This is a genomic window from Streptomyces sp. NPDC001889 (genome assembly GCF_053594535.1).
In genome coordinates, this window is sequence record NZ_JBSFER010000001.1 from 96,913 (window position 1) to 116,516 (window position 19,604).

Annotated in this window: 15 protein-coding genes; 6 read left to right on the plus strand and 9 right to left on the minus strand. The window is 73.4% G+C overall.

The genetic code is table 11. From position 1 onward, the window contains the following. Positions 1 to 22: 22 nt before the first annotated feature. A complete protein-coding gene (locus tag ACWCRA_RS00380; RefSeq protein WP_351545701.1) occupies positions 23 to 214 on the plus strand; it encodes a DUF4236 domain-containing protein in 192 nt (63 codons plus the stop codon). A gap of 66 nt (positions 215 to 280) precedes the next feature. On the opposite strand, the gene ACWCRA_RS00385 is transcribed toward ACWCRA_RS00380, so the two are convergent. From ACWCRA_RS00385 to ACWCRA_RS00405, 5 genes are all read right to left on the minus strand, one after another. After that, entirely contained in the window at positions 281 to 1,480 is a 1,200-nt protein-coding gene (locus ACWCRA_RS00385; protein WP_451066413.1) for a S8 family serine peptidase, read from the minus strand. Positions 1,481 to 2,014: 534 nt separating this feature from the next. Next, the gene (gene mgt / locus ACWCRA_RS00390) at positions 2,015 to 3,214 is read right to left on the minus strand and encodes a macrolide-inactivating glycosyltransferase (protein WP_451066414.1); all 1,200 of its coding nucleotides are present in this window, start codon (positions 3,212 to 3,214) and stop codon (positions 2,015 to 2,017) included. Between the two features lie 59 nt (positions 3,215 to 3,273). Further along, a complete protein-coding gene (locus ACWCRA_RS00395) occupies positions 3,274 to 4,602 on the minus strand; it encodes an ABC transporter substrate-binding protein (RefSeq protein ID WP_451066415.1) in 1,329 nt (442 codons plus the stop codon). Next, positions 4,602 to 5,435, minus strand: a complete 834-nt coding sequence (locus tag ACWCRA_RS00400; RefSeq protein ID WP_351545855.1) for a carbohydrate ABC transporter permease — start codon at positions 5,433 to 5,435, stop codon at positions 4,602 to 4,604. Before ACWCRA_RS00400 ends, ACWCRA_RS00395 begins: the two co-directional genes overlap by 1 nt. Further along, on the minus strand, positions 5,435 to 6,301 hold the full coding sequence (locus ACWCRA_RS00405) for a carbohydrate ABC transporter permease (protein ID WP_351545858.1): 867 nt from the start codon (positions 6,299 to 6,301) through the stop codon (positions 5,435 to 5,437). The genes ACWCRA_RS00400 and ACWCRA_RS00405 overlap by 1 nt, the downstream gene beginning before the upstream one ends. Positions 6,302 to 6,704: 403 nt before the next feature. On the opposite strand from ACWCRA_RS00405, the gene ACWCRA_RS00410 reads away from it, so the two are divergent. Continuing rightward, positions 6,705 to 7,556 carry a phosphotransferase gene (locus tag ACWCRA_RS00410; RefSeq protein ID WP_451066416.1) on the plus strand — a complete coding sequence of 284 codons (852 nt, stop codon included), beginning with the start codon at positions 6,705 to 6,707 and terminating at the stop codon, positions 7,554 to 7,556. A 79-nt stretch (positions 7,557 to 7,635) separates the two neighbouring features. Here the strand turns inward: ACWCRA_RS00410 and ACWCRA_RS00415 are convergent, their stop codons facing one another. Together ACWCRA_RS00415 and ACWCRA_RS00420 are read right to left on the minus strand one after the other, a co-directional pair. Continuing rightward, a complete protein-coding gene (locus ACWCRA_RS00415) occupies positions 7,636 to 8,358 on the minus strand; it encodes an exonuclease domain-containing protein (RefSeq protein ID WP_451066417.1) in 723 nt (240 codons plus the stop codon). A gap of 145 nt (positions 8,359 to 8,503) precedes the next feature. Next, positions 8,504 to 9,736 (minus strand): SAV2148 family HEPN domain-containing protein, encoded by a 1,233-nt coding sequence (locus ACWCRA_RS00420; protein ID WP_351545718.1) that lies wholly within the window; start codon positions 9,734 to 9,736, stop codon positions 8,504 to 8,506. A gap of 304 nt (positions 9,737 to 10,040) precedes the next feature. Here ACWCRA_RS00420 and glgX point away from each other — a divergent pair, with 304 nt between their 5' ends. Both glgX and treY read left to right on the plus strand, forming a co-directional pair. After that, the gene (glgX, locus tag ACWCRA_RS00425) at positions 10,041 to 12,161 is read left to right on the plus strand and encodes a glycogen debranching protein GlgX (protein ID WP_351545721.1); all 2,121 of its coding nucleotides are present in this window, start codon (positions 10,041 to 10,043) and stop codon (positions 12,159 to 12,161) included. A 125-nt stretch (positions 12,162 to 12,286) separates the two neighbouring features. Then, on the plus strand, positions 12,287 to 14,674 hold the full coding sequence (gene treY, locus ACWCRA_RS00430) for a malto-oligosyltrehalose synthase (protein WP_351545724.1): 2,388 nt from the start codon (positions 12,287 to 12,289) through the stop codon (positions 14,672 to 14,674). A gap of 80 nt (positions 14,675 to 14,754) precedes the next feature. On the opposite strand, the gene ACWCRA_RS00435 is transcribed toward treY, so the two are convergent. Beyond that, positions 14,755 to 15,312, minus strand: coding sequence for a DUF1707 and FHA domain-containing protein (locus ACWCRA_RS00435; RefSeq protein ID WP_351545727.1), 558 nt, complete (start codon positions 15,310 to 15,312; stop codon positions 14,755 to 14,757). A 278-nt stretch (positions 15,313 to 15,590) separates the two neighbouring features. Between ACWCRA_RS00435 and ACWCRA_RS00440 the strand changes: the two genes are divergently transcribed. Beyond that, a complete protein-coding gene (locus ACWCRA_RS00440) occupies positions 15,591 to 16,496 on the plus strand; it encodes a GNAT family N-acetyltransferase (RefSeq protein ID WP_451066418.1) in 906 nt (301 codons plus the stop codon). A 53-nt stretch (positions 16,497 to 16,549) separates the two neighbouring features. On the opposite strand, the gene ACWCRA_RS00445 is transcribed toward ACWCRA_RS00440, so the two are convergent. After that, the gene (locus ACWCRA_RS00445; RefSeq protein ID WP_351545733.1) at positions 16,550 to 17,587 is read right to left on the minus strand and encodes an alcohol dehydrogenase catalytic domain-containing protein; all 1,038 of its coding nucleotides are present in this window, start codon (positions 17,585 to 17,587) and stop codon (positions 16,550 to 16,552) included. A 239-nt stretch (positions 17,588 to 17,826) separates the two neighbouring features. Between ACWCRA_RS00445 and treZ the strand changes: the two genes are divergently transcribed. Beyond that, positions 17,827 to 19,578 carry a malto-oligosyltrehalose trehalohydrolase gene (gene treZ, locus ACWCRA_RS00450; RefSeq protein WP_451066419.1) on the plus strand — a complete coding sequence of 584 codons (1,752 nt, stop codon included), beginning with the start codon at positions 17,827 to 17,829 and terminating at the stop codon, positions 19,576 to 19,578. Positions 19,579 to 19,604: the final 26 nt, after the last annotated feature.

Sequence of the window (19,604 nt, forward strand, 5' to 3'; positions counted from 1 at the left end):
CATCGAGGGAAGGAGGCCACTCATGTCATTCCACTACCACAAGCGGATCACTGTGATCCCCAAGCTGCTCCATCTGAACATCGGCTCGCGCGGCTGGTCCTGGACCGTCGGCACCCGGCGGGCGCACATCACCCGGGACCGGCACGGCCGCCGCACCACCGCGGTCCGTCTCCCGGGCGGGTTCACCTGGCGCCGGCGCTCCCGCCGGCACTGAGACCGGGACCGCGGGCGAGTGGCGTCCGCGCCCCGTGGGGGAAGGGCACGGACGCCGCCCGGCCGGCTACTTCACGAGCTTGAGCAGCTTGTTCGGGGTGCCGGGGGTGGAGTTGGACACCTTGCCCGGGGTGGCGCCGTCGGTGAGGGCCCGGGCGATCTGCGCCGGGGTGGCACCGGGGCGGGCCGCGAGATGGAGCGCCGCCACGCCGACCACGTGCGGGGCCGCCATCGAGGTGCCGGAGATCGTCCTCGTACCGGTGTCGCTGGTGTGCCAGGCGGAGGTGATGTCCGAGCCGGGCGCGTACAGGTCGACGGCCCGGCCGAAGTTGGAGAAGGACGACTGGGCGTCGGTCCTGGTGGTCGAGGCGACGGTGATGGCCTCGGGGACCCGGGCCGGTGAGACACGGCTCGCGTCGGAGGACTCGTTGCCCGCGGCGACGCCGAAGGCGACCCCGGAGGCGATCGCCTTGCGCACGGCGGTGTCGAGGGCGACATCCGCGCCGCCACCGAGGCTCATATTGGCGACCGAGGGGCCCTTGCGGTTCTTGGTGACCCAGTCGATACCGGCGACGACCTGCTCGGTGGTGCCCGAGCCCCGGTTGTCGAGCACCCGCACGGCCACGATCCGCGCCTTCTTCGCCACCCCGTGGCTCGCACCGGCGATGGTGCCGGCGACATGGGTGCCGTGGCCGTTGCCGTCCTGCGCGACGGTGTCGTTGTCGATGGCGTCGAAGCCGTTGCTCGCGCGGCCCTGGAAGTCCCGGTGGGTGACGCGGACGCCGGTGTCCAGGACGTACGCCGTCACTCCCGCGCCCCCGCCGTCGGGGTAGGTGTACGCGCGGTCGCCGGCGGTGGCGGTCTGGTCTATCCGGTCCAGGCCCCAGGACGGCGGGTTGGTCTGGGTGGCGCTGATGGAGAACTTCTTGTTCTGCACCACCTTGGCGACGGCCGGGTCGGCGGCGAGCCGCTTGGCCTCGGTCTCGCTGAGCCCGGTGGCGGAGAAGCCGTTGATGGAGGAGGTGTAGTCGCGGCGCAGTTCGCCGCCGTACTCCTTGGCCAGTTCGCGCTTGTCCGCCTTCTCGTCGAGCATGACGATGTAGCTGCCGCTGACCGCGCCGGCGGCGCCGGTGCCGTGGACGGTGCCCTCGGGGGGTGCGGAGGCACCGGCGAAGGAGGCGGTGAGGGCGGTGCCGCCGATGGTGGCGGCGATGGCGGTGAGGGCGGCGGTGAGCTTGATTCTGCTCTTGCGGCGGTGGGTTGCCATGGGGAGGGGGCTCCTCGTGAGCGGGGGGTGGGGGGTGCCCGGGGAGGGGGTCGTCCGGGCTGGCTCGAACCCTGGCTCATTGACGCGCTCAGATCAAGCTGCTGTGATTTTCACAACAAGGTTATGTAACGATAAGTCAGCGATGTTTCCCGGCGCATGACTTGCCGGCCACCCTCCGTCCCCTCCCCCGCCTCAATCCCCGGCCGGTCCTGGCGGCACCTCCCAGAGGCAGCTCTGCCAGAGCTTGAGCACGGCCCCCGCACCACAGGGACCCGCACAAACCCAGCCCGCCCGACCAACCAAGCCCGTCCGGCACTTGAGGACGGACCCCGCACCACGGGACCCCGCATCCCGCGGGCCACGGTCGGGGGCCAGCCCCCGAACCCCCGCTCCTCAAACGCCGGAGGGGCTGGATTTCGCACCCGGAGGAGCTGAGTTCGCTCGTGGGGGCGGGAAAGTCAGCCCGTCCGGCGATTGAGGACGGACCCCGCACCACGGGAAGGCAGGCACACCACCCCGGCGCGGGGCACCCCGTCAGCGGGGCAGCTCCGCCTCGATGAGGGCCGCCGCCATCGGCGCACCCCCTTCCGCCGCCATCCGCGCCCTCACCTCCGCGAGCCTCACCCCCACCCCCTCATCCCCCACCAACCCCAGCACCGCCTCACGAATCTCCCCCGGAGTCGCCGTCGCCGAATCCAGCCGGCGCGCCACCCCCAGCCCCACCAGCATGTCGGCGTTGCCGAACTGATCCACCGCCTGGGGGACCGCCACCATCGGTGTGGCCGTCGCCAGCCCCTCCTGGCTCCCCCCGGCCCCCGCGTGCGTCACAAACGCGTCCGCCTGCTCAAGGACCGACAACTGCGGCACCCACGCGTGCACCTCCACATTCCCCGGGATCTCCCCCAGCTCCCCCACCTCCACATGCCGGCCGATCTGCAGCACCATGTGCCACCCCGCCAGCCCCCCGAACGCCTCCAGGCAGGCGCGGTAGAAACCGGGGTGCTTGGTGTAGGACGACCCCAGCGACACCAGCAGCACCTTCTCCGCCCCGGCCGGCCGCTCCCACCGGCCCTGGTCCGCCCGCTTCCCCTGGCAGGCGCCCACAAAGGTGAAGACCGAGGTGTCGACCCGGTCGGCGTTGGGCTGGAGGGCGCTCGGGATCAGCACCACCGCGCGCCGGGGCCGGGCGAGCAGATCATCGGGGTGGGTGTCGCCCAGCCCGTTCTCCGTGAGCCAGTCACCGAAGCGCGCGTAGTACGCCCGGCCCCGCTCGCTCGCCTTCAGCTCCGCGTACAGGGGCTGGGCCACCTCCTCGTCGTACCCCTCCCAGGGAACGAGGTTGGGCCAGAGCGAGACGGCCGGCACCCCCCACCGGTGGGCCAGCACCTGCGCGGAGTAGGCGGTGATGTCATGGAGGACCAGATCGGGCTCGTCCCCCTCGAACGCCGCCGCGAGCTGCGGCAGCACCTGGATCGCGTCCCGGAGGAAGGGCTCGATGTTGTCGATCAGATCCGTCCCCCACCCGTCCGGGTCGTCCTCGGTGGGCAGGACGGAGTCGTAGACCACGGGTGTCGCCCCCGTCGCGGCGACCCTCCCGGCGAAGGACGCCGGGATCGCGTAGCTGACCCGGTGGCCGCGCGTCACCAGCTCGCGGATGACCTCCAGGCTCGGGTTCACATGCCCGGGGGCGGCGATGGAGAACATGGCGATGTGCGCGCGCTGCGGTTCGTTCATTCCCTCACGCTAAACGAGACGATACGTATCGTGCAACTCATATTCCCCGGCCGCCCGGCTCATCTCTGATACCTGGCCAGCACCAGATTCCCGTCCTTCACCAGCCGCTCCGCCAGCTCCTCCCGCCCGATCGCCCCGCTGTAGAACTCCTGGTACGCCGGGGTCGCCACCTTGTCCTTCCACTCCGGATACCCCCGCACGGACTGCGCCGGGGCGGGCCTCAGCCCCCGCGCCAGCGCCGCCCCCACCGCCCAGCCGTCCTCGCGCACCCGCAGGGCGGGATCGGCGAGCGCGGCCGACCCGGTCGGCAGCATCCAGTCGCCCTTGGCCAGCCGCACCATGTTCTTGGGCTGGAGCATGAAGTCCAGGAACCGGACGGCCTCCTTCTTGTACGAGGTGTCCTCGGCGATCGACAGGGTCTGCGGGCTCACCCCCTGCACCGTGCCCCCGGGGCCGGCGGGCGCCGGCAGCACCATCCACTCGAACCCCTCGGGGGCCTGCTGCGCTATCTGCTGGCGGTAGGCGAACCCGAGCGGCACCATCGCGTACTTCCCGCCGAAGAAACCGGGCAGCGCGTCCGACCCGCCCATCCCGAGCGTGCCGCGGGAGGCGGTGCGATCGGTGTTGACCTGGTCGTGGACGGTCCCCGGCACCACGCCGTCCCCGTCCTCGAAGCGGACCGTCACCTTTCCGTCGGCGCCCCGGTGGAAGAGCCGGCCCCCGGCCGAGAGCCCCAGGTTGAGGGTGACGGAGACCGGCTCCTTGAGCGGCCAGGCGACCGCGTACCTCCCCTCCCCCATCGACGCGGTCAGCACCTTCGCAACCTCCCGGAACTCCCCCCAGCTCCAGGGCCGCTCCGGGGTGGGAATCCGTACGCCCGAGGACTCGACGATCCTCCGGTTGGCGATCAGGACCCGGGGCTCCTGGAGGAAGGGGACGCCGTAGACGCCCTCGCCGAAGGTGACGCTCTCCCAGCTCCGCCGGGGGATGTCGGAGGTGAGCCGGGCGGGCAGCAGCCCGCGGAGATCGGCGAGATAGCCGCCGTGGGCGAAGTCCGCGAGGTCGTCGGAGGCGTCGTGGATGATGTCGGGGGCCTCGCCGCCCTCGAAAGAGGTCAGCAGCTGGTCGTGGACGCTGTCCCAACTGCCCTGCACATATTCGACCCGCACCTCGGGATGGCGCGCGTTCCACTCCCGTACCAGCTCCTTGTTGGCGTCGACGGACTCCTTCTGCCAGGCCAGTGACTGGAAACGGAGCCTGATCGTCCCGTCCCCCCGCTCGCCGTCGCCTCCGCCGCCCGAGCAGCCGGTGAGCAGCAGGGCGAGCACGGCGAGGACGGCCGGCAGGGAGCGGACGCGCGTGCGGGTACGGGCCCGAGGCGTGCGCATCAGGCCTTCACCGCCCCGGCCACCATGCCACCCGTGATCCGCCGCTGGATCACCGCGAAGATGACCAGCGAGGGGAGGGTGGCCAGAAACGCGGCGGCGGCGAGCGGCCCGAGGTCGGCGACCCCCTCCGCGCCGAGGAAGTGGGTCAGCACGACCGGCAAGGTCTGTTTCTCCGGGGTCTTGAGGAGGACGAGCGCGAAGAAGAACTCGTTCCACGCGGTGATGAAGGCGAAGAGCCCGGTCGCGACGATCCCGGGCGCGAGCAGTGGCGCGACGACCGAGACGAGTATCCGCACCCGGCCCGCGCCGTCCACGGCGGCGGCCTCCTCCAGTTCGGGCGGGACGGCCCGGACGTAGCCGACGAGCATCCACAGCGCGAAGGGCAGCGCCCAGACGACATAGACCAGGATCAGCCCGCCGAGGGAGTTGATCAACCCCAGATTCTTCAGGATCAGAAAGAGCGGGATGATCACCAGAATGAAGGGGAACGCCTGGCTGACCACCACCCAGCCGGTGGCGGCGGTGGCGAGCCGGGTGCGGTGACGTGCGATGACATAGGCCATCGGGGTCGCGATCGCCACACAGACCAGCGCGGCGCAGACAGCGCTGAGCAGGCTGTTTCCGGCGGCCCTGAGCAGGGGCTGCTCCTCGAACGCCGCGCGGAAGTTGGCGAGGGTCGCATCCTGCGGAATCCAGGTCGGGTGGAGCGAACCCAGCTCCCGGGCGGGTTTGAAGGCGGTGGAGATCAGCCAGAGAAAGGGGAACGCGAGAAAGACGAGATAGCCGAGGAGCGCGAGGTACTGTCCGGCGCGCCCGGCCCGTCCGGTGCGGATCACTGGTCGTCGCCTCCCCTGAGCCGTCCCACGAGATGGAGCGCGAGCATCACCGAGATCACCGCGACCATCACACAGCTCATCGCGGCGGCGTAGCCGAACTGGCCGTAGCGGAATGCCTCCTCGTACGCGAAGAGCATCGGGAGGCGGGTGCGCCCGCCGGGGCCGCCGCCGGTGAGGACCCACACCAGGGCGAAGGAGTTGAAGTTCCAGATGAAGTTGAGTGCGGTGATCGCGAGGGCGACGGGTCTGATCGCGGGCCAGGTGACGGTGCGGAACCGCCGCCAGGCGCCCGCGCCGTCGAGCGCGGCTGCCTCGTGGAGTTCGTGCGGGGTGTTCTGGAGCCCGGCCAGCAGGGCGACCGTCGTCTGGGGCATGCCCGCCCAGACACCCACGACGATCACGGCGGGGAGGGCGGTGCCGAGCCCGGTGAGCCAGTCGCGGCCGTCGCCGAGGCCCAGATCGCGGATGGTCTCGTTGAGGATGCCGGCGTCGGGGTTGTAGACCAGCCGCCACATGATGCCGACGACGACCTCGGGCATCGCCCAGGGGATGATCGCCAGCGCGCGGGCCAGCCAGCGCAGCCGCAGATTCTGGTTGAGGAGCAGCGCGAGGCCGAGGGCGAGCGCGAACTGGGGGACGGTGACCCCGACCGCCCACAGCAGGCCGATGGAGAAGGAGTCCCAGAAGAGGGTGTCGTGGACGAGGTCCCGGAAGTTGAGGGTGCCGATCCACTGGGTGGGCTGGGTGCGCCCGGACTGGGAGTCGGTGAAGGCGAGGGAGATGCCGTAGAGCAGCGGGGCGACGCTGAGGACGAGGATCGGGATCAGGGCGGGGAGGACCAGGAACCAGGCGCCGTGGTCCAGGGTCTTTCCGGGCCGCCCCCGGGCGGGGTCCCGCCCGGACCTGCCGGATCTTCCGCGCTTCCCGGACCCGCCGGACCCGCCCGACCTGCCCGACCCGCCCGACCCGCCCGACCCGCCCGACCCGCCCGACCCGCCCGACCCGCCCGACCCGCCGGACTCACTGGACTCACTGGACCCACCCGCACCACGGGGGCCCCCGGAACCTCCCGGCCGCTCCGGCCGAGGGGGCGCGCTCGCCGATGTCACGTATGACACTCCTTTGGGCGGCTTTCCACCGATCTGGCCGCCCCGGCGGCCCCCGTCATCGTGCTGACGGGACGTGAGTTCGTCAAGGAGACGTTCGGGCGGATGGGAGACTTTGGCGGATTCCTACGGGTGAGACACGGCGGGAGAGGGCGCGGCGATGGACGAGGCACGGGCACGGCGGGTACTGGAGGCGGCCGGGATCTCCCCGGGCGCGGAGCTGCTGGCCCTCGGCGAGAACGCGGTCTTCGCCGCCGGTGACACGGTGGTGAAGGTCGGCCGCTCGGCCGAGCTGCTGGGCCGGGCCGAGCGGGAGATCGCCGTCGGGGTCTGGCTGGCGGAGGCCGGGGTGCCCGCGGTACGGCCCGCGCGGGCCGCCGCAGAACTGGTCGACGGCCATCCGGTGACCCGGTGGCACCGGCTGCCGGACCCGGTCCGGCCGGCCGGGCCCGCGGACCTGGCGGGGCTGCTGCGACTGGTGCACGCGCTGCCCGCGCCGGACTTCGCCCTGCCCGCGCGGGAGCTGCTGGGCGGGGTGGAGCGGTGGCTGCGCCTCGCCGGGGACGCGATCGATCCGGCGGACGCGGCCTATCTCCGGGAGCGCCGGGACGGCTTCGCCGCCGCCTCGGCCGCACTGGTGCCCCGGCTGCCCCCGGGCCCGGTCCACGGGGACGCGCTGCCGCGCAATGTCCAGGTCGGACCCGGCGGCGCCGTGCTGGTGGATCTGGAGACCTTCTCGGCGGATCTGCGGGAGCACGATCTGGTGGTGATGGCGCTCTCCCGCGACCGGTACGGGCTGGCGCCCGAGGCGTACGCGTCGTTCACCGAGGCGTACGGGTGGGATGTGCGGGAGTGGGAGGGGTGCGCGGTCCTGCGCGGTGCGCGGGAGACCGCGAGCTGTGCCTGGGTGGCCCAGCACGCGCCGTCGAACCCCCGGGCCCGGGAGGAGTTCTCCCGGCGGGTCCGGTCCCTTCGGGAGAACCGGCCCGAGGTGCGCTGGCACCCCTTCTGAGCAGGGGGCGGACGGCGGGCCCGCCGCGAGCCGGGGGGCCGGGGCCCCGGGCGCCCGCCGGGAGCGGGGGCGCGGTGCCTCAGGCTCCCGCCGGCGCGAGGAGCTTGGTGGGCCACGCGGTGTCCACCACGGCCTCGGTGTTCCCCTTCCGCCGCAGAAACGCCTGGAAGCCCGCCGCCCACTCGGCGTACCACCCGATCTGACGCTCATGCAGCTCCGCCGGGTCCAGCGCGGCCACCGAGGGGTGGCGCCCGGCCACCGCGATCGCCACCCGCACCGCCGCCACCGCGTCCGACGTGGCGTCGTGGGCGGCCTCCAGCGCGATGCCGTACTCCGCGCAGACGGCCTCCAGGGTGCGCTTGCCCTTGCGGTACCGGTCGACGGCGCGGTCGATGGTGTACGGATCGACGACCGGGCCGATCGGGCGGCCGGCCAGCCGCTCGGAGAGCGAGGGCAGCCCGTGCCGGTGCAGTTCGGCGGTGAGCAGTGTCAGATCGAAGGCCGCGTTGTACGCGACGACCGGGACGCCGCGCTCCCAGTGGCCGGTGAGCGCGGCGGCTATCTCCTCGGCGACCTCCGCCGCCGGGCGGCCCTCCGCCGCGGCCCGCTCGGTGCTGATGCCGTGGATCGCCGTGGCCTGCTCGGGGATGCGGACCCCGGGGTCCGCCAGCCACAGCCGCCGGCCGACCGGCTCCCCCGCCCGCACCCGGACGACCGCGGCCGTCACGATCCGGGCCTCCAGCGGATCGGTGCCGGTCGTCTCCAGGTCGAAGCCGACCAGTGTTTCCCCGTGCCAAGCCATCGTGCAGCCCTCCTTGTGCGGTGTTTTCCCCCATCGGTTCCTCACCTTCCCACGCGCCACTGACATCGGTGCGGGCACGGCCGGAGGAAGGAGGGAAGAGGAAGGAAGGAGGGGACAGGAGGGGCGGGAGGGGCGGGGCGACGGCTCAGGAGACGGGCCGTGAGTCGGCCCACTCCGACTCGAACTCCTCGCGGTAGGTCTGGAAGAGCCCGTGCTCCCCCTCGTTCCCCGCCCGGACCACGGAGCGGCCCCCGCCCCGCAGCACCAGCACCGGCGCCTCCATCCCCCGCGCCTTGCGCAGATAGGTCTGGACGACCGCCAGGCCGTCGGGCCCGTCGCCGTCGACCAGATAGGCGGTGAAGCGCGGGGTCTCGTCGAAGACCTGGATCTCGAAGGCCCCCGGGTCCCTGAGCCGGGCGCGCACCCGCCGCATATGGAGGATGTTCATCTCCACGGTGCGGCTCAGCTCGCCCTTCTTGAGACCCATCTCCCGCTCGCGCCGCTTGACCGCGCTGCTCGCCGGGTTGAGGAAGAGCAGCCGGACCCGGCAGCCCGACTCGGCGAGCCGGATCAGCCGGCGGCCGGAGAAGTTCTGCACCAGGAGGTTCAGCCCGATCCCGATGGCGTCGAGCCGCCGGGCGCCGCCGAAGAGGTCCTCGGCGGGCAGCTGCCGCTGGAGCCGCACCCGGTCGGGGTGGACGGAGACCACATCGGCGTACCGGTCGCCCACCAGGTCCTCGACCGCGTCGACGGGGAGCCGGTCGGCGGACGGGACCCCCGCGCCGCTGCCGAGTATGTCGAGCAGCCGGGCCGACGCGCGCTCCGCCTGGGCGAGGACCGCCTCGTTCAGGGCGCGGTTGCGGGAGACCACGTTGCGGGTGACCTCCAGCTCGTCCAGCGCCAGTTCCACATCGCGCCGGTCGTCGAAGTACGGCTCGAAGCAGGGCCAGTGCTGCACCATCAGCTCGCGGAGCTGGGGCAGGGTGAGGAAGGAGAGGACATTGTCGTCGGCGGGGTCCAGCAGATACCCCTTGCGGCGGGAGACCTCCCGTACCGCCACCGCGCGCTGCACCCACTCCTGGCCGGCGGGGCCCGCGGCGGCCACCACCCAGTCGTCGCCGTGCACCGGCTCGTAGATCGGGCGCAGCACCGCGGCCACGACGGCGCGCAGCCGCTGCTCGACCAGGTTCAGCCAGATGTAGGCGCGCCCGGCCCGCTGGGCGCGCGTACGCACCTCGCTCCAGGCGTCCGCGTCCCAGTCCAGCTCCGCCCCGATCTCCATCGGTCTGGCGAGAGAGACCGCACCGGGCGGGATGTCGCCGGGGTCCCCCTCGTGACCCGTGTCACCGGGGGGTAGCTCCAGACCTCCCGAGCTCACCCGCGCACCGCCTTCCCGTCCCCACCCAACGATCAAGGAAGACTACTCCGCATGCGGGACACGGTGCAGCCGGATCGCCGGGGCGGTTTCCCAACTCCCGGACCACGCCGATACGTTCCTCCAGGCGAGATCCGCCGGAGTGAGCCGATTCATAGCGGTACGGTCCGCCGGTCGCCCGGGAAGTACAGATGGAACGCGATGTTGACCGCGTCATCCACGGCTGCCGGGCGCGGCCACGATACGTTCGTAACGATCCGGTCGTTCTGTCCTCCCGTATCCGGATCGGAAGGGTAAGAGTTCTTCCATGCAGGTCTGGCCGGGACAGGCGTATCCCCTCGGCGCCACCTACGACGGCGCCGGAACCAACTTCGCGGTGTTCTCCGAGGCCGCGCACCGCGTCGAGCTGTGTCTGCTGCACGACGACGGCTCCGAGACGGCGGTGGAGCTGCGCGAGACGGACGCCTTCGTCCGGCACGCCTATCTGCCGGGTGTGATGCCGGGTCAGCGCTACGGCTTCCGGGTCCACGGCCCGTACCGGCCGGAGCGCGGCCAGCGGTGCAACTCCGCCAAGCTGCTCCTGGACCCGTACGCCCGTGCGATGAGCGGTCGCGTCGACTGGGGTGAGGCGGTCTACGGCTATCACTTCGGCCGTCCGGACTCCCGCAATGACCTGGACTCCGCTCCGCACACGATGGCCTCGGTCGTCGTCAATCCGTACTTCGACTGGGGCGACGACCGCTCCCCCCGGACGGACTACCACCGCACGGTGATCTACGAGGCCCATGTGAAGGGTCTGACGATGCTCCACCCGGAGCTGCCGCCGGAGCTGCGCGGAACCTACGCCGGACTGGCCCACCCGGCGGTGATCTCGCATCTGACGGAGCTGGGCGTCACCACGCTGGAGTTAATGCCGGTGCATCAGTTCGTCGACGACCACCGGCTGGTGGACGCCGGGCTGCGCAACTACTGGGGTTACAACACCATCGGCTTCTTCGCCCCGCACAACGCCTATGCCTCCTGGGGCGACCGGGGCGAGCAGGTGCTGGAGTTCAAGCACGCCGTCCGGGCGCTGCACCAGGCGGGCATCGAGGTCATCCTCGACGTCGTCTACAACCACACGGCCGAGGGCAGCCATCTGGGGCCCACGCTCTCCTTCCGGGGCCTCGACAACGCCTCGTACTACCGGCTCGCCGAGGACCGCCGGCACTACACGGACACCACCGGCACCGGGAACTCGCTGCTGATGCGGAGCCCCCATGTGCTTCAGCTGATCATGGACTCGCTGCGGTACTGGGTGACCGAGATGCATGTCGACGGTTTCCGCTTCGATCTGGCGGCGACGCTCGCCCGGCAGTTCCACGAGGTGGACCGGCTCTCGTCGTTCTTCGATCTGGTGCAGCAGGACCCGGTGGTCAGCCAGGTGAAGCTGATCGCCGAGCCCTGGGACGTGGGCGAGGGCGGCTACCAGGTGGGGAACTTCCCGCCGCTGTGGACCGAGTGGAACGGGATGTACCGGGACACGGTGCGGGATCTGTGGCGCGGCCAGCCGCGCACCCTCGCCGAGTTCGCCTCCCGGCTGACCGGCTCGTCCGATCTCTACCAGGACGACGGGCGGCGGCCCCTGGCCTCCATCAACTTCGCCACCTGCCACGACGGCTTCACCCTGCACGACCTGGTCGCGTACAACGGCAAGCACAACGAGGCCAACGGGGAGGGCAACCGGGACGGCGAGAGCCACAACCGGTCGTGGAACTGCGGGGTGGAGGGGGAGACCGACGACCCCAGGGTGCTGGAGCTGCGCGGCCGGCAGATGCGGAACTTCATCGCGACGCTGATGCTGTCGCAGGGCGTGCCGATGCTCAGCCACGGCGACGAGTTCGGGCGCACCCAGGGCGGCAACAACAACGCGTACTGCCAGGACAGCGAGATCTCCTGGGTGAAGTGGCCGGAGCCGGGTGCCGCGGACGAGGGGACGCTGCTGGAGTTCACCCGGACGATGGTGTGGCTGCGCCGGGACCACCCGGTCTTCCGGCGGCGGCGCTTCTTCCACGGGCGCCCGGTGGAGGGCACCCACGACGAGCTGACCGATATCGCCTGGTTCACTCCCCAGGGGAAGGAGATGGCCCCGCGGGACTGGCAGGCCGCGCAGGCCAGGGCGCTGACGGTGTTCCTGAACGGGCACGCCGTCTCGGAGCCGGGGCCCCGGGGGGAGCGCATCCGGGACGACTCCTTCCTGCTGATGTTCAACGCCGGGGCCGAGGACCTGGACTTCGTGGTGCCGGTGCACCACGGCCGGCTCTGGCAGGTGGTGGTGGACACCGCCCGCGCGGAGGGGGTCCCGCCGGGCGCGGGCTCGAAGGTCGCGGCCGGGGAGCGGGTGTGGCTGGTGGGACGGAGTCTGGTGGTGCTGCGGAGACCGGCGTAGGGGCCGGGGGCACGCCGGGGAGGCGACCGGGCGGGCGCCGGGGCGGACCCGTCCGGAGCCGATCGGCCGACACCGGGCTCCGGCCCGGTGACACAGACCGCCTCCCAGGGGGTACGTAGGCAGTCATGAAGCCCACCGCCACCTACCGGCTCCAGCTCCAGCCCGCCTTCCCCTTCGCGTCGGCCGCCCGGGCCGTGCCCTATCTCGCCGGGCTCGGCGTCTCCCATCTGCATCTCTCCCCCGTCCTGGAGGCGGTGCCCGGGTCGGCGCACGGCTATGACGTCACCGACCCCACCCGGGTACGGGAGGAGCTGGGCGGCGAGGAGGGGCTGCGGGCGCTCGCCCGGACCGCCCGCGAGCACGGGCTCGGCCTCGTCCTGGACATCGTGCCGAACCACATGGCCGCCGTCCCCCGGTACAGCCCCGCCTTCCGGGACGTGCTGCGGCAGGGGCCGTCCTCCCCGTACGCCCGCTGGTTCGACATCGACTGGGAGGCGGGCGGCGGGCGGGTGCTGCTGCCGGTGCTGGCCGGCCGGATCGGGGACGAGACGGCGGCGATGCGGGTCGAGGGCGGGACACTCCACTACGGGGAGCACCGCTTCCCGCTCCGGGAGCGGACCGCCGATCTGCCGCTGCCGGAGCTGCTGGACGCCCAGTGGTACCGGCTCGGCTGGTGGCGCCTCGCGCGCACCGAGCTGACCTACCGGCGCTTCTTCACCGTCCCGGAGCTGATCGGGGTACGGGTGGAGGACCCCGGGGTCTTCGAGGCCACCCACGCCAAGATCCTGGAGCTGGTGCGGGACGGGGTGGTGGAGGGACTGCGGATCGACCACCCCGACGGGCTCGCCGACCCGGAGGAGTATCTGCGGCGGCTGGACCGGGCCACCGGCTCCGGCTGCTGGACCGTCACCGAGAAGATCCTCACGGGGGACGAGCGGCTGCCGCCCGGCTGGCCGGTGGCCGGGACCACGGGGTACGACGCCCTGCGGCGCGTCGATGGCCTCTTCACCGATCCGGCGGGCCACCGGGAACTGGTCCATCAGTACCGCGAGTTCTCCGGGGCCGCCGGGGACCGGGGCGGCTACTGGGAGGCCACCGTCCGCCGGGCCGCGTACCGGGTGCTCACCCATGAACTGGACGCCGAGGTCTCCGCGCTGACCCGGCTCGCCGAGCGGGTCTGCGCCGGTGACCCCGGGCTGCGCGACCACGCCCCCTGGGCCCTGCGCACCGCGATCCGTGAGCTGCTGGTGCGGGTGCCGGTCTACCGGCCGTACCGGATCGGCGGCGACGAGGTGCTGACGGTCGCGGCGGCGGCGGGCGCCAAGGGCGCGTTCGCGGTCCCCGAGGAGGCCGGCGCCGTCGATGTCGTACGGGATCTGGCGCTCGGCCGGCTCGGGGAGAGCCCCTCCCGGGACGCCTTCCGCGCCCGGTTCGCCCAGACCTCGTCCGCGCTGCGCGCCAAGTCGGTCGAGGACACGGCGTTCTACCGGCACACCCCGCTGGTCTCGGCCAACGAGGTGGGCGGCGACCCGGGCAGGCCCGCCGTGGGGGTGGCGGAGTTCCACGCGTACGGCGAGCTGCTGGCGCGCGACTGGCCGACCACCGGGACCGTGCTGACCACCCATGACACCAAGCGCAGCGCGGATGTGCGGGCCAGGATCGCGGTGCTCTCCGAGTGCCCCGAGCGCTGGGCCGGTTTCCTGGCGGGGATCACCGAGGAGTCGGCCCGGCTGGAGGGCGGACGGGCGCCCGATCCGCATCTGGCGTGGGTGGCGTGGCAGACGGCGCTCGGCTTCGGCTTCCCCTATGGCGAGCGGTTGCAGAACGCGCTGCTCAAGGGGGTGCGGGAGGCGGCGCTGCACACCACCTGGACGGAGCCGGACCCCTCGTACGAGAAGGCCGTGACCACCTTTGTGAACACCGGGCCCGCCGGGCCCCCGCTGTACTCGGTGGCCCGGTTCGCCCGGGAGCTGGCTCCCTACGCGCGGGCGAACGCGCTGGGCGCGGCGCTGCTCCAGCTGGCGATGCCGGGGGTGCCGGATCTGTACCAGGGCACGGAGCGGGAGTATCTGGCGCTGGTCGACCCGGACAACCGGGGGGTGTTCGAGGAGGGCGCCCCGGACGAGCGGACGGCGCTGACCCGGGCCGCGCTGCTGCTGCGGCGGGAGCGGCCGGAGGTGTTCGGCGCGTCGGGCACCTATGTGCCGCTGCGGGCGAGCGGCCCCGCCGGGGACCACTGTGTGGCCTTCTGCCGTACGGGCGAGGTGGTGGCGGCCGTCACCCGGCTGTCGCTGGGGCTCGAACGGTCGGGGGGCTGGGGGGAGACGGAGCTGACGCTGCCGGCGGGCCGGTGGGCGGATCTGCTGGCGGAGGGGCGGGAGTCCGGTCCGTACCGGGCCGGGGGGCCGGTGCGGCTGGCGGAGCTGTTCGCGGACCGGCCGGTGGCGCTGCTGGCCCGGGTGCGGGAGGGGGCACACGGGGCCGGGGGTCCGGAGGGGCCCGGCGGGGGGTGAGGGCCGGGGCGGTGCGGCCGGCGGGGCGGCGGCTCAGCGGGCGGTGAGGGCCGGGGCGGTGCGGCCGGCGGGGCGGCGGCTCAGCGGGCGGTGAGACGGAAGCTCATCCGGCCGAAGCCGACCATGTCACCGTCCCGCACCACCACCGCGCCGGTCACCCGCCGCCCGTTGACGGTGGTGCCGTTGGTGGAGCCGAGGTCGCGCAGGAGCCAGGCGCCCCGGTGCAGGCTCAGTTCGGCGTGCGTCCGGGAGACCGTGTCATGGCTCAGCCGCAGTCCGTTGCCCGGGTCGCGGCCTATCCGCAGCGGATGGGGGCCGGGCTCGGGCAGCAGCAGCGGCGGCAGCTTCTCGGCCTGCCAGGCCCTGCGCAGCCGTACGAAGAAGGCGGACGCGCCGCCCACGGCGCCCACCAGCCGCTGGCCGATGCCCTCCGGCGGTCCGCCGAGGTCGGCGGTGAGGGCTTTCAGCTCCTCCACCCGGACGGCGAGCAGGGCCAGTTCCATCCGCCGCAGAAAGGTGTCGTGGGACAGCCTGCCGTCGGCCGCGCCCTCCCTGAGCACACCGACCACCCGGTCCCGCTCGGCGTCGGAGAGCCGGGCGGGGGCGGAGTGAGTGGGGAACTCGAAGGACGATGTCACCCTGTGATTGTCGGGCCGAAGAGAGCGCGCTGTCCAGAAAACGGACCGTCCCGGTCGTCCGAGTACAGCGGCTGACCTGCACGGAAGCCTCGGTTCCGGGTTTAATTGTCCCCGCTCCGGGGGCTGTCGGATGGGTAGAGTGGGCTCCACGCCCCGGACCGAGGAGAGGAGGCGAGTGCCGTGTTCACCCCACCCATCCCGCGCTCCTGCCCCGTCCGCCCGGCGTCCGCTGTCTGAGACCGGGAGCGCACCACCGCTTTCTCCCGGAGGACACTCCCATGACCGGTCTGGTCATTCGCGCGCTCGACGAGCGCGACGCGGCACTCTTCGACACTCTGCCCGACCCGCTCGGCACCGGCCGTGCGCTGGCCCTCGCCACCCACCGGCCCGAGTGGAAGCGGGTCGCCCTGCGCGACGGCCGGGTGGTCGCCCGGGCCGCCTGGTGGGGCGGGCCCGATGATGAGAAGCCCCTGCACATCAACTGGTTCGACCTCGCCGAGGGCGAGGAGGAGGCGGGCGCCGAGCTGCTCCGCGCCGGGCCCCACCGCGTCCCCTATCTGCTGATCCTGCCGCGCGGCTGGCGCGAGGACCCGGTGCTGCGCGCGGCCGGCGAGGCACGGCTGCGGGCCGCGGAGGCGGCGGGGATGAGCGTGCTCGTGGAGCGCCACCAGTACCGCTGGACGCCCTCCTGCGGGCTGCCCGCCCGGCCGGGCCGGCTCGTCTTCCGGCCCGAGCCCGACGACGAGGTGATCCTCCGGGTGCTGCGCCGGATTCACTCCGCGACGCTCGACGTCCACGCGCTGCGGGACATCGCCGAGGGCGGCCCGGACCGGGCGGCCCGCTCGGAGCTGGAGTACTTCCACTGGTGCCCGTCACCGCGCGAGTGGCTCCGGCTCGCCCACACCCCGGACGGCGAGCTGGTCGGGCTGCACGCCCCGGTGCACAACCCGTCGGGGCCCTGCGTCGGCTTCATCGGGGTCGTACCGGAGCAGCGCGGCCACGGCTACGCGTACGACCTGCTCGCCGAGTGCACCCATGTGCTCGCCGGGCACGGCGCGCGGTTCATCGCCGGCGCCACCGACCGGACCAATCTGCCGATGGCGGCGCACTTCGCCCGGGCCGGGCACCCGGTGATCGAGGAGCGGGTCCATCTGGTCCCGGGCTCCGGCGGCGCCGCGCGCTGACGGGCGGGCGGAGGTGCCCGGTCTCCCCGGGCGCCCCCGTCGGCGCCGTGGTGTCAGGGGCGGACCATCACCTTGAGGCGGGCGCGGGTGTCCATCGCCCGGTAGGCGTCGGCGACCCGGTCGAGGGGGACTTCGGCGTCGAACACCCGGCCGGGCTCGATGCGGCCGTCCAGCACGTCCCGGAGGGCCTCGTCGAGGTAGGCGCGCACCGGTGCGGGGCCTCCGGTCAGGGTCGCGTTCTTCCCGAAGAGGGAGCCGAAGCCGACCGGGGCCTCCTCGTACTGCGGCACCCCGACCCGGGAGACCACCCCGCCGGCGCGCACGATGCCGTACGCCTGCTCGTAGGCGGGCAGCAGCCCCACGGCCTCCAGCACGACGTGGGACCCCTCGCCGCCGGTCAGCTCCCGCACCCGTGCGACGCCCTCGTCCCCGCGCTCGGCCACCACATCGTCCGCGCCCCACTCCCGGCCCAGGCCGGTGCGGTCCTCGTGGCGGCCCATGAGGATGATCCGGTCCGCGCCCATGCGCGCGGCGGCCAGCACCGCCGACAGGCCCACGGCGCCGTCGCCGATGACCGTGACCGTCTTCCCGGCGGACACCCTGCCCATGTGGGCGGCGTGGTAGCCGGTGAGATAGACATCGCTGAGGGCCAGCAGGGAGGGCAGCAGCGCCGCGTCGGCGTCCCCGGGGATCTTCACCAGGGTGCCCGCGGCCTGCGGCACCCGGACGGCCTCGGCCTGCGCGCCGCCCACCCCGCCCGCGCCGTACCAGCCGCCGCGCGGACAGGCGGTCTGGAAGCCCTCGCGGCAGATCGCGCAGGTGTTGTCCGCGAACGCGAACGGCGACACCACGAAGTCGCCCTCCGCCAGGCCGGTGACCTCGGCACCCGTCTCCTCGACGACCCCGAGGAACTCATGGCCCATCGGCGTGGGCTCCGGGCCGTCGGGCGAGGCACGGTAGGGGTGCAGATCGGAGCCGCAGACACAGGCCAGGGTCACCCGCACGACCGCGTCCGTGGGCTCCTCGATCCGCGGACGGGCCGTCTTCTCGACCCGTATGTCCCCGGCGCCGTGGAGGTAGGTGGCTCGCATCGGCTCTCACACCTTTCGCACCCGCTTCTCCTTCCACCATCCGCCCGATCCCCGCGACGCGCACGGCGGCGCCGGGGCCGCCGTGCGCCGGGCGCGACTCCCCCGCGTTTCGCGGGGTGGCTCGGTGTCCCCGGGGGCGGGGAGTTGCCAGGATGGGCCCCGGACCCGGGACACCGCCCGGGTGGAGCCGCGCCGGGCCCGGACGGGCCGGGGGCGGCCGAGCGACGAGGGGAGCGCCAGTGCTGTTCGAGGTGTGGGCGCCGGCGGCGGGTGAGCGGGTGGAGCTGTGGCTGGAGGGCACCGCGCATCCGATGGCGCCGGTGGCGGGGCGGCCCGGCTGGTGGGGCGCGGAGGTGCCGGCGGCCGACGGCGCCCGCTACGGCTTCGCCCTGGACGGTGGCCCGGTACTGCCCGACCCCCGGGCGCGGCGGCTGCCGGACGGACCGGGCGGGCCGGGCGCCGTGGTCCTCCCGGACTCCTTCGTCTGGCGCCACGACTGGCCCGGGCGGACCCTGCGCGGCGCGGTCCTCTACGAGCTGCACATCGGTACGTACACCCCCGAGGGGACCCTGGACGCGGCAGCCGGGTGCCTGGGGGACCTGGTGGACCTCGGGGTCTCGCACATCGAGCTGATGCCGGTCTGCCCCTTCCCCGGAGTGCACGGCTGGGGGTACGACGGGGTGGCGCCGTGGGCGGTGCACGAGCCCTACGGCGGGCCGGCGGCGCTGAGGCGCTTCGTCGACACGGCGCACGGTCACGGCCTGGGCGTGGTGCTGGACGTGGTCCACAACCACCTCGGGCCCTCGGGGAACCATCTCCCCGCCTTCGGCCCCTATCTGACCGGCACCCACCGGACCCCCTGGGGCGCCGCGGTCAATCTGGACGCGCCGGGCTCGGACGAGGTGCGGGCCTATCTGCTGGACAGCGCGCTGGCCTGGCTGCGCGACTACCGGCTCGACGGGCTGCGGCTCGACGCGGTGCACGCGCTCGCGGACACCCGGGCGCTGACCTTCCTGGAGGAGCTGGCGGCGGCGGTGGACGCGCTCTCCGGGGAGCTGGGCAGGCCGCTGTTCCTGATCGCCGAGTCGGACCGGTGCGATCCGCGCACCACGGCGCCGAGGGAGGCCGGGGGCACCGGGCTGCACGCCCAGTGGAACGACGACTTCCACCATGCCCTGCACACCGCGCTGACCGGCGAGTCCCAGGGGTACTACGAGGACTTCGCGCGGGCCCCGCTCGCCGCGCTCGCCAAGACCCTGACCCGGGGGTTCTTCCACGACGGCACGTACTCCTCCTTCCGGGGCCGCTCGCACGGGCGCCGGGTGGATGTGACGACCACCCCCGCCCACCGCTTCCTCGGCTATGCCCAGACCCATGACCAGATCGGCAACCGGGCGCTGGGCGACCGGCTGTCCGGGTCGCTGAGCCCCGGTCTGCTGGCGTGCGCGGCGGCGCTGGTGCTGACGGGACCGTTCACCCCGATGCTCTTCATGGGCGAGGAGTGGGGGGCGGGCACCCCCTGGCAGTACTTCACCGACCACACCGATCCGGGCCTGGCGGCTGCGGTGCGGGAGGGCAGGAGGCGGGAGTTCGCCGCGCACGGCTGGGCCGCCGGGGACGTCCCCGACCCCCAGGACCCGGCGACCCGCGACCGCTCCTGTCTGGACCGTGCCGAGCGCTCCCGGGAGCCGCACGCCCGGCTGCTGGCCTGGCACCGCGAGCTGATCGCGCTCCGCCGCACCCACGCGGACCTGGCCGACCCGGATCTGGCGTCGGTGCGGACGGCGTACGACGAGGAGGCCCGCTGGCTCGCGGTGCGGCGGGGGGATCTGCGGATCGCGGTCAACCTCTCCCCCGAGCCGGCGGGCATCGCCCTGGGCGGCGGCCCGGAGTCCCGGGTGCTGGCCTCCTGGGAGCCGGTGGAGGCGCCGGGGGCGGACGGGGTGCTGTGGCTGGGCGGGGAGTCGTGCGCGGTGCTGGCGGACGGGTGAGACGGGGGGCGGGCCGGGCGCGCGGG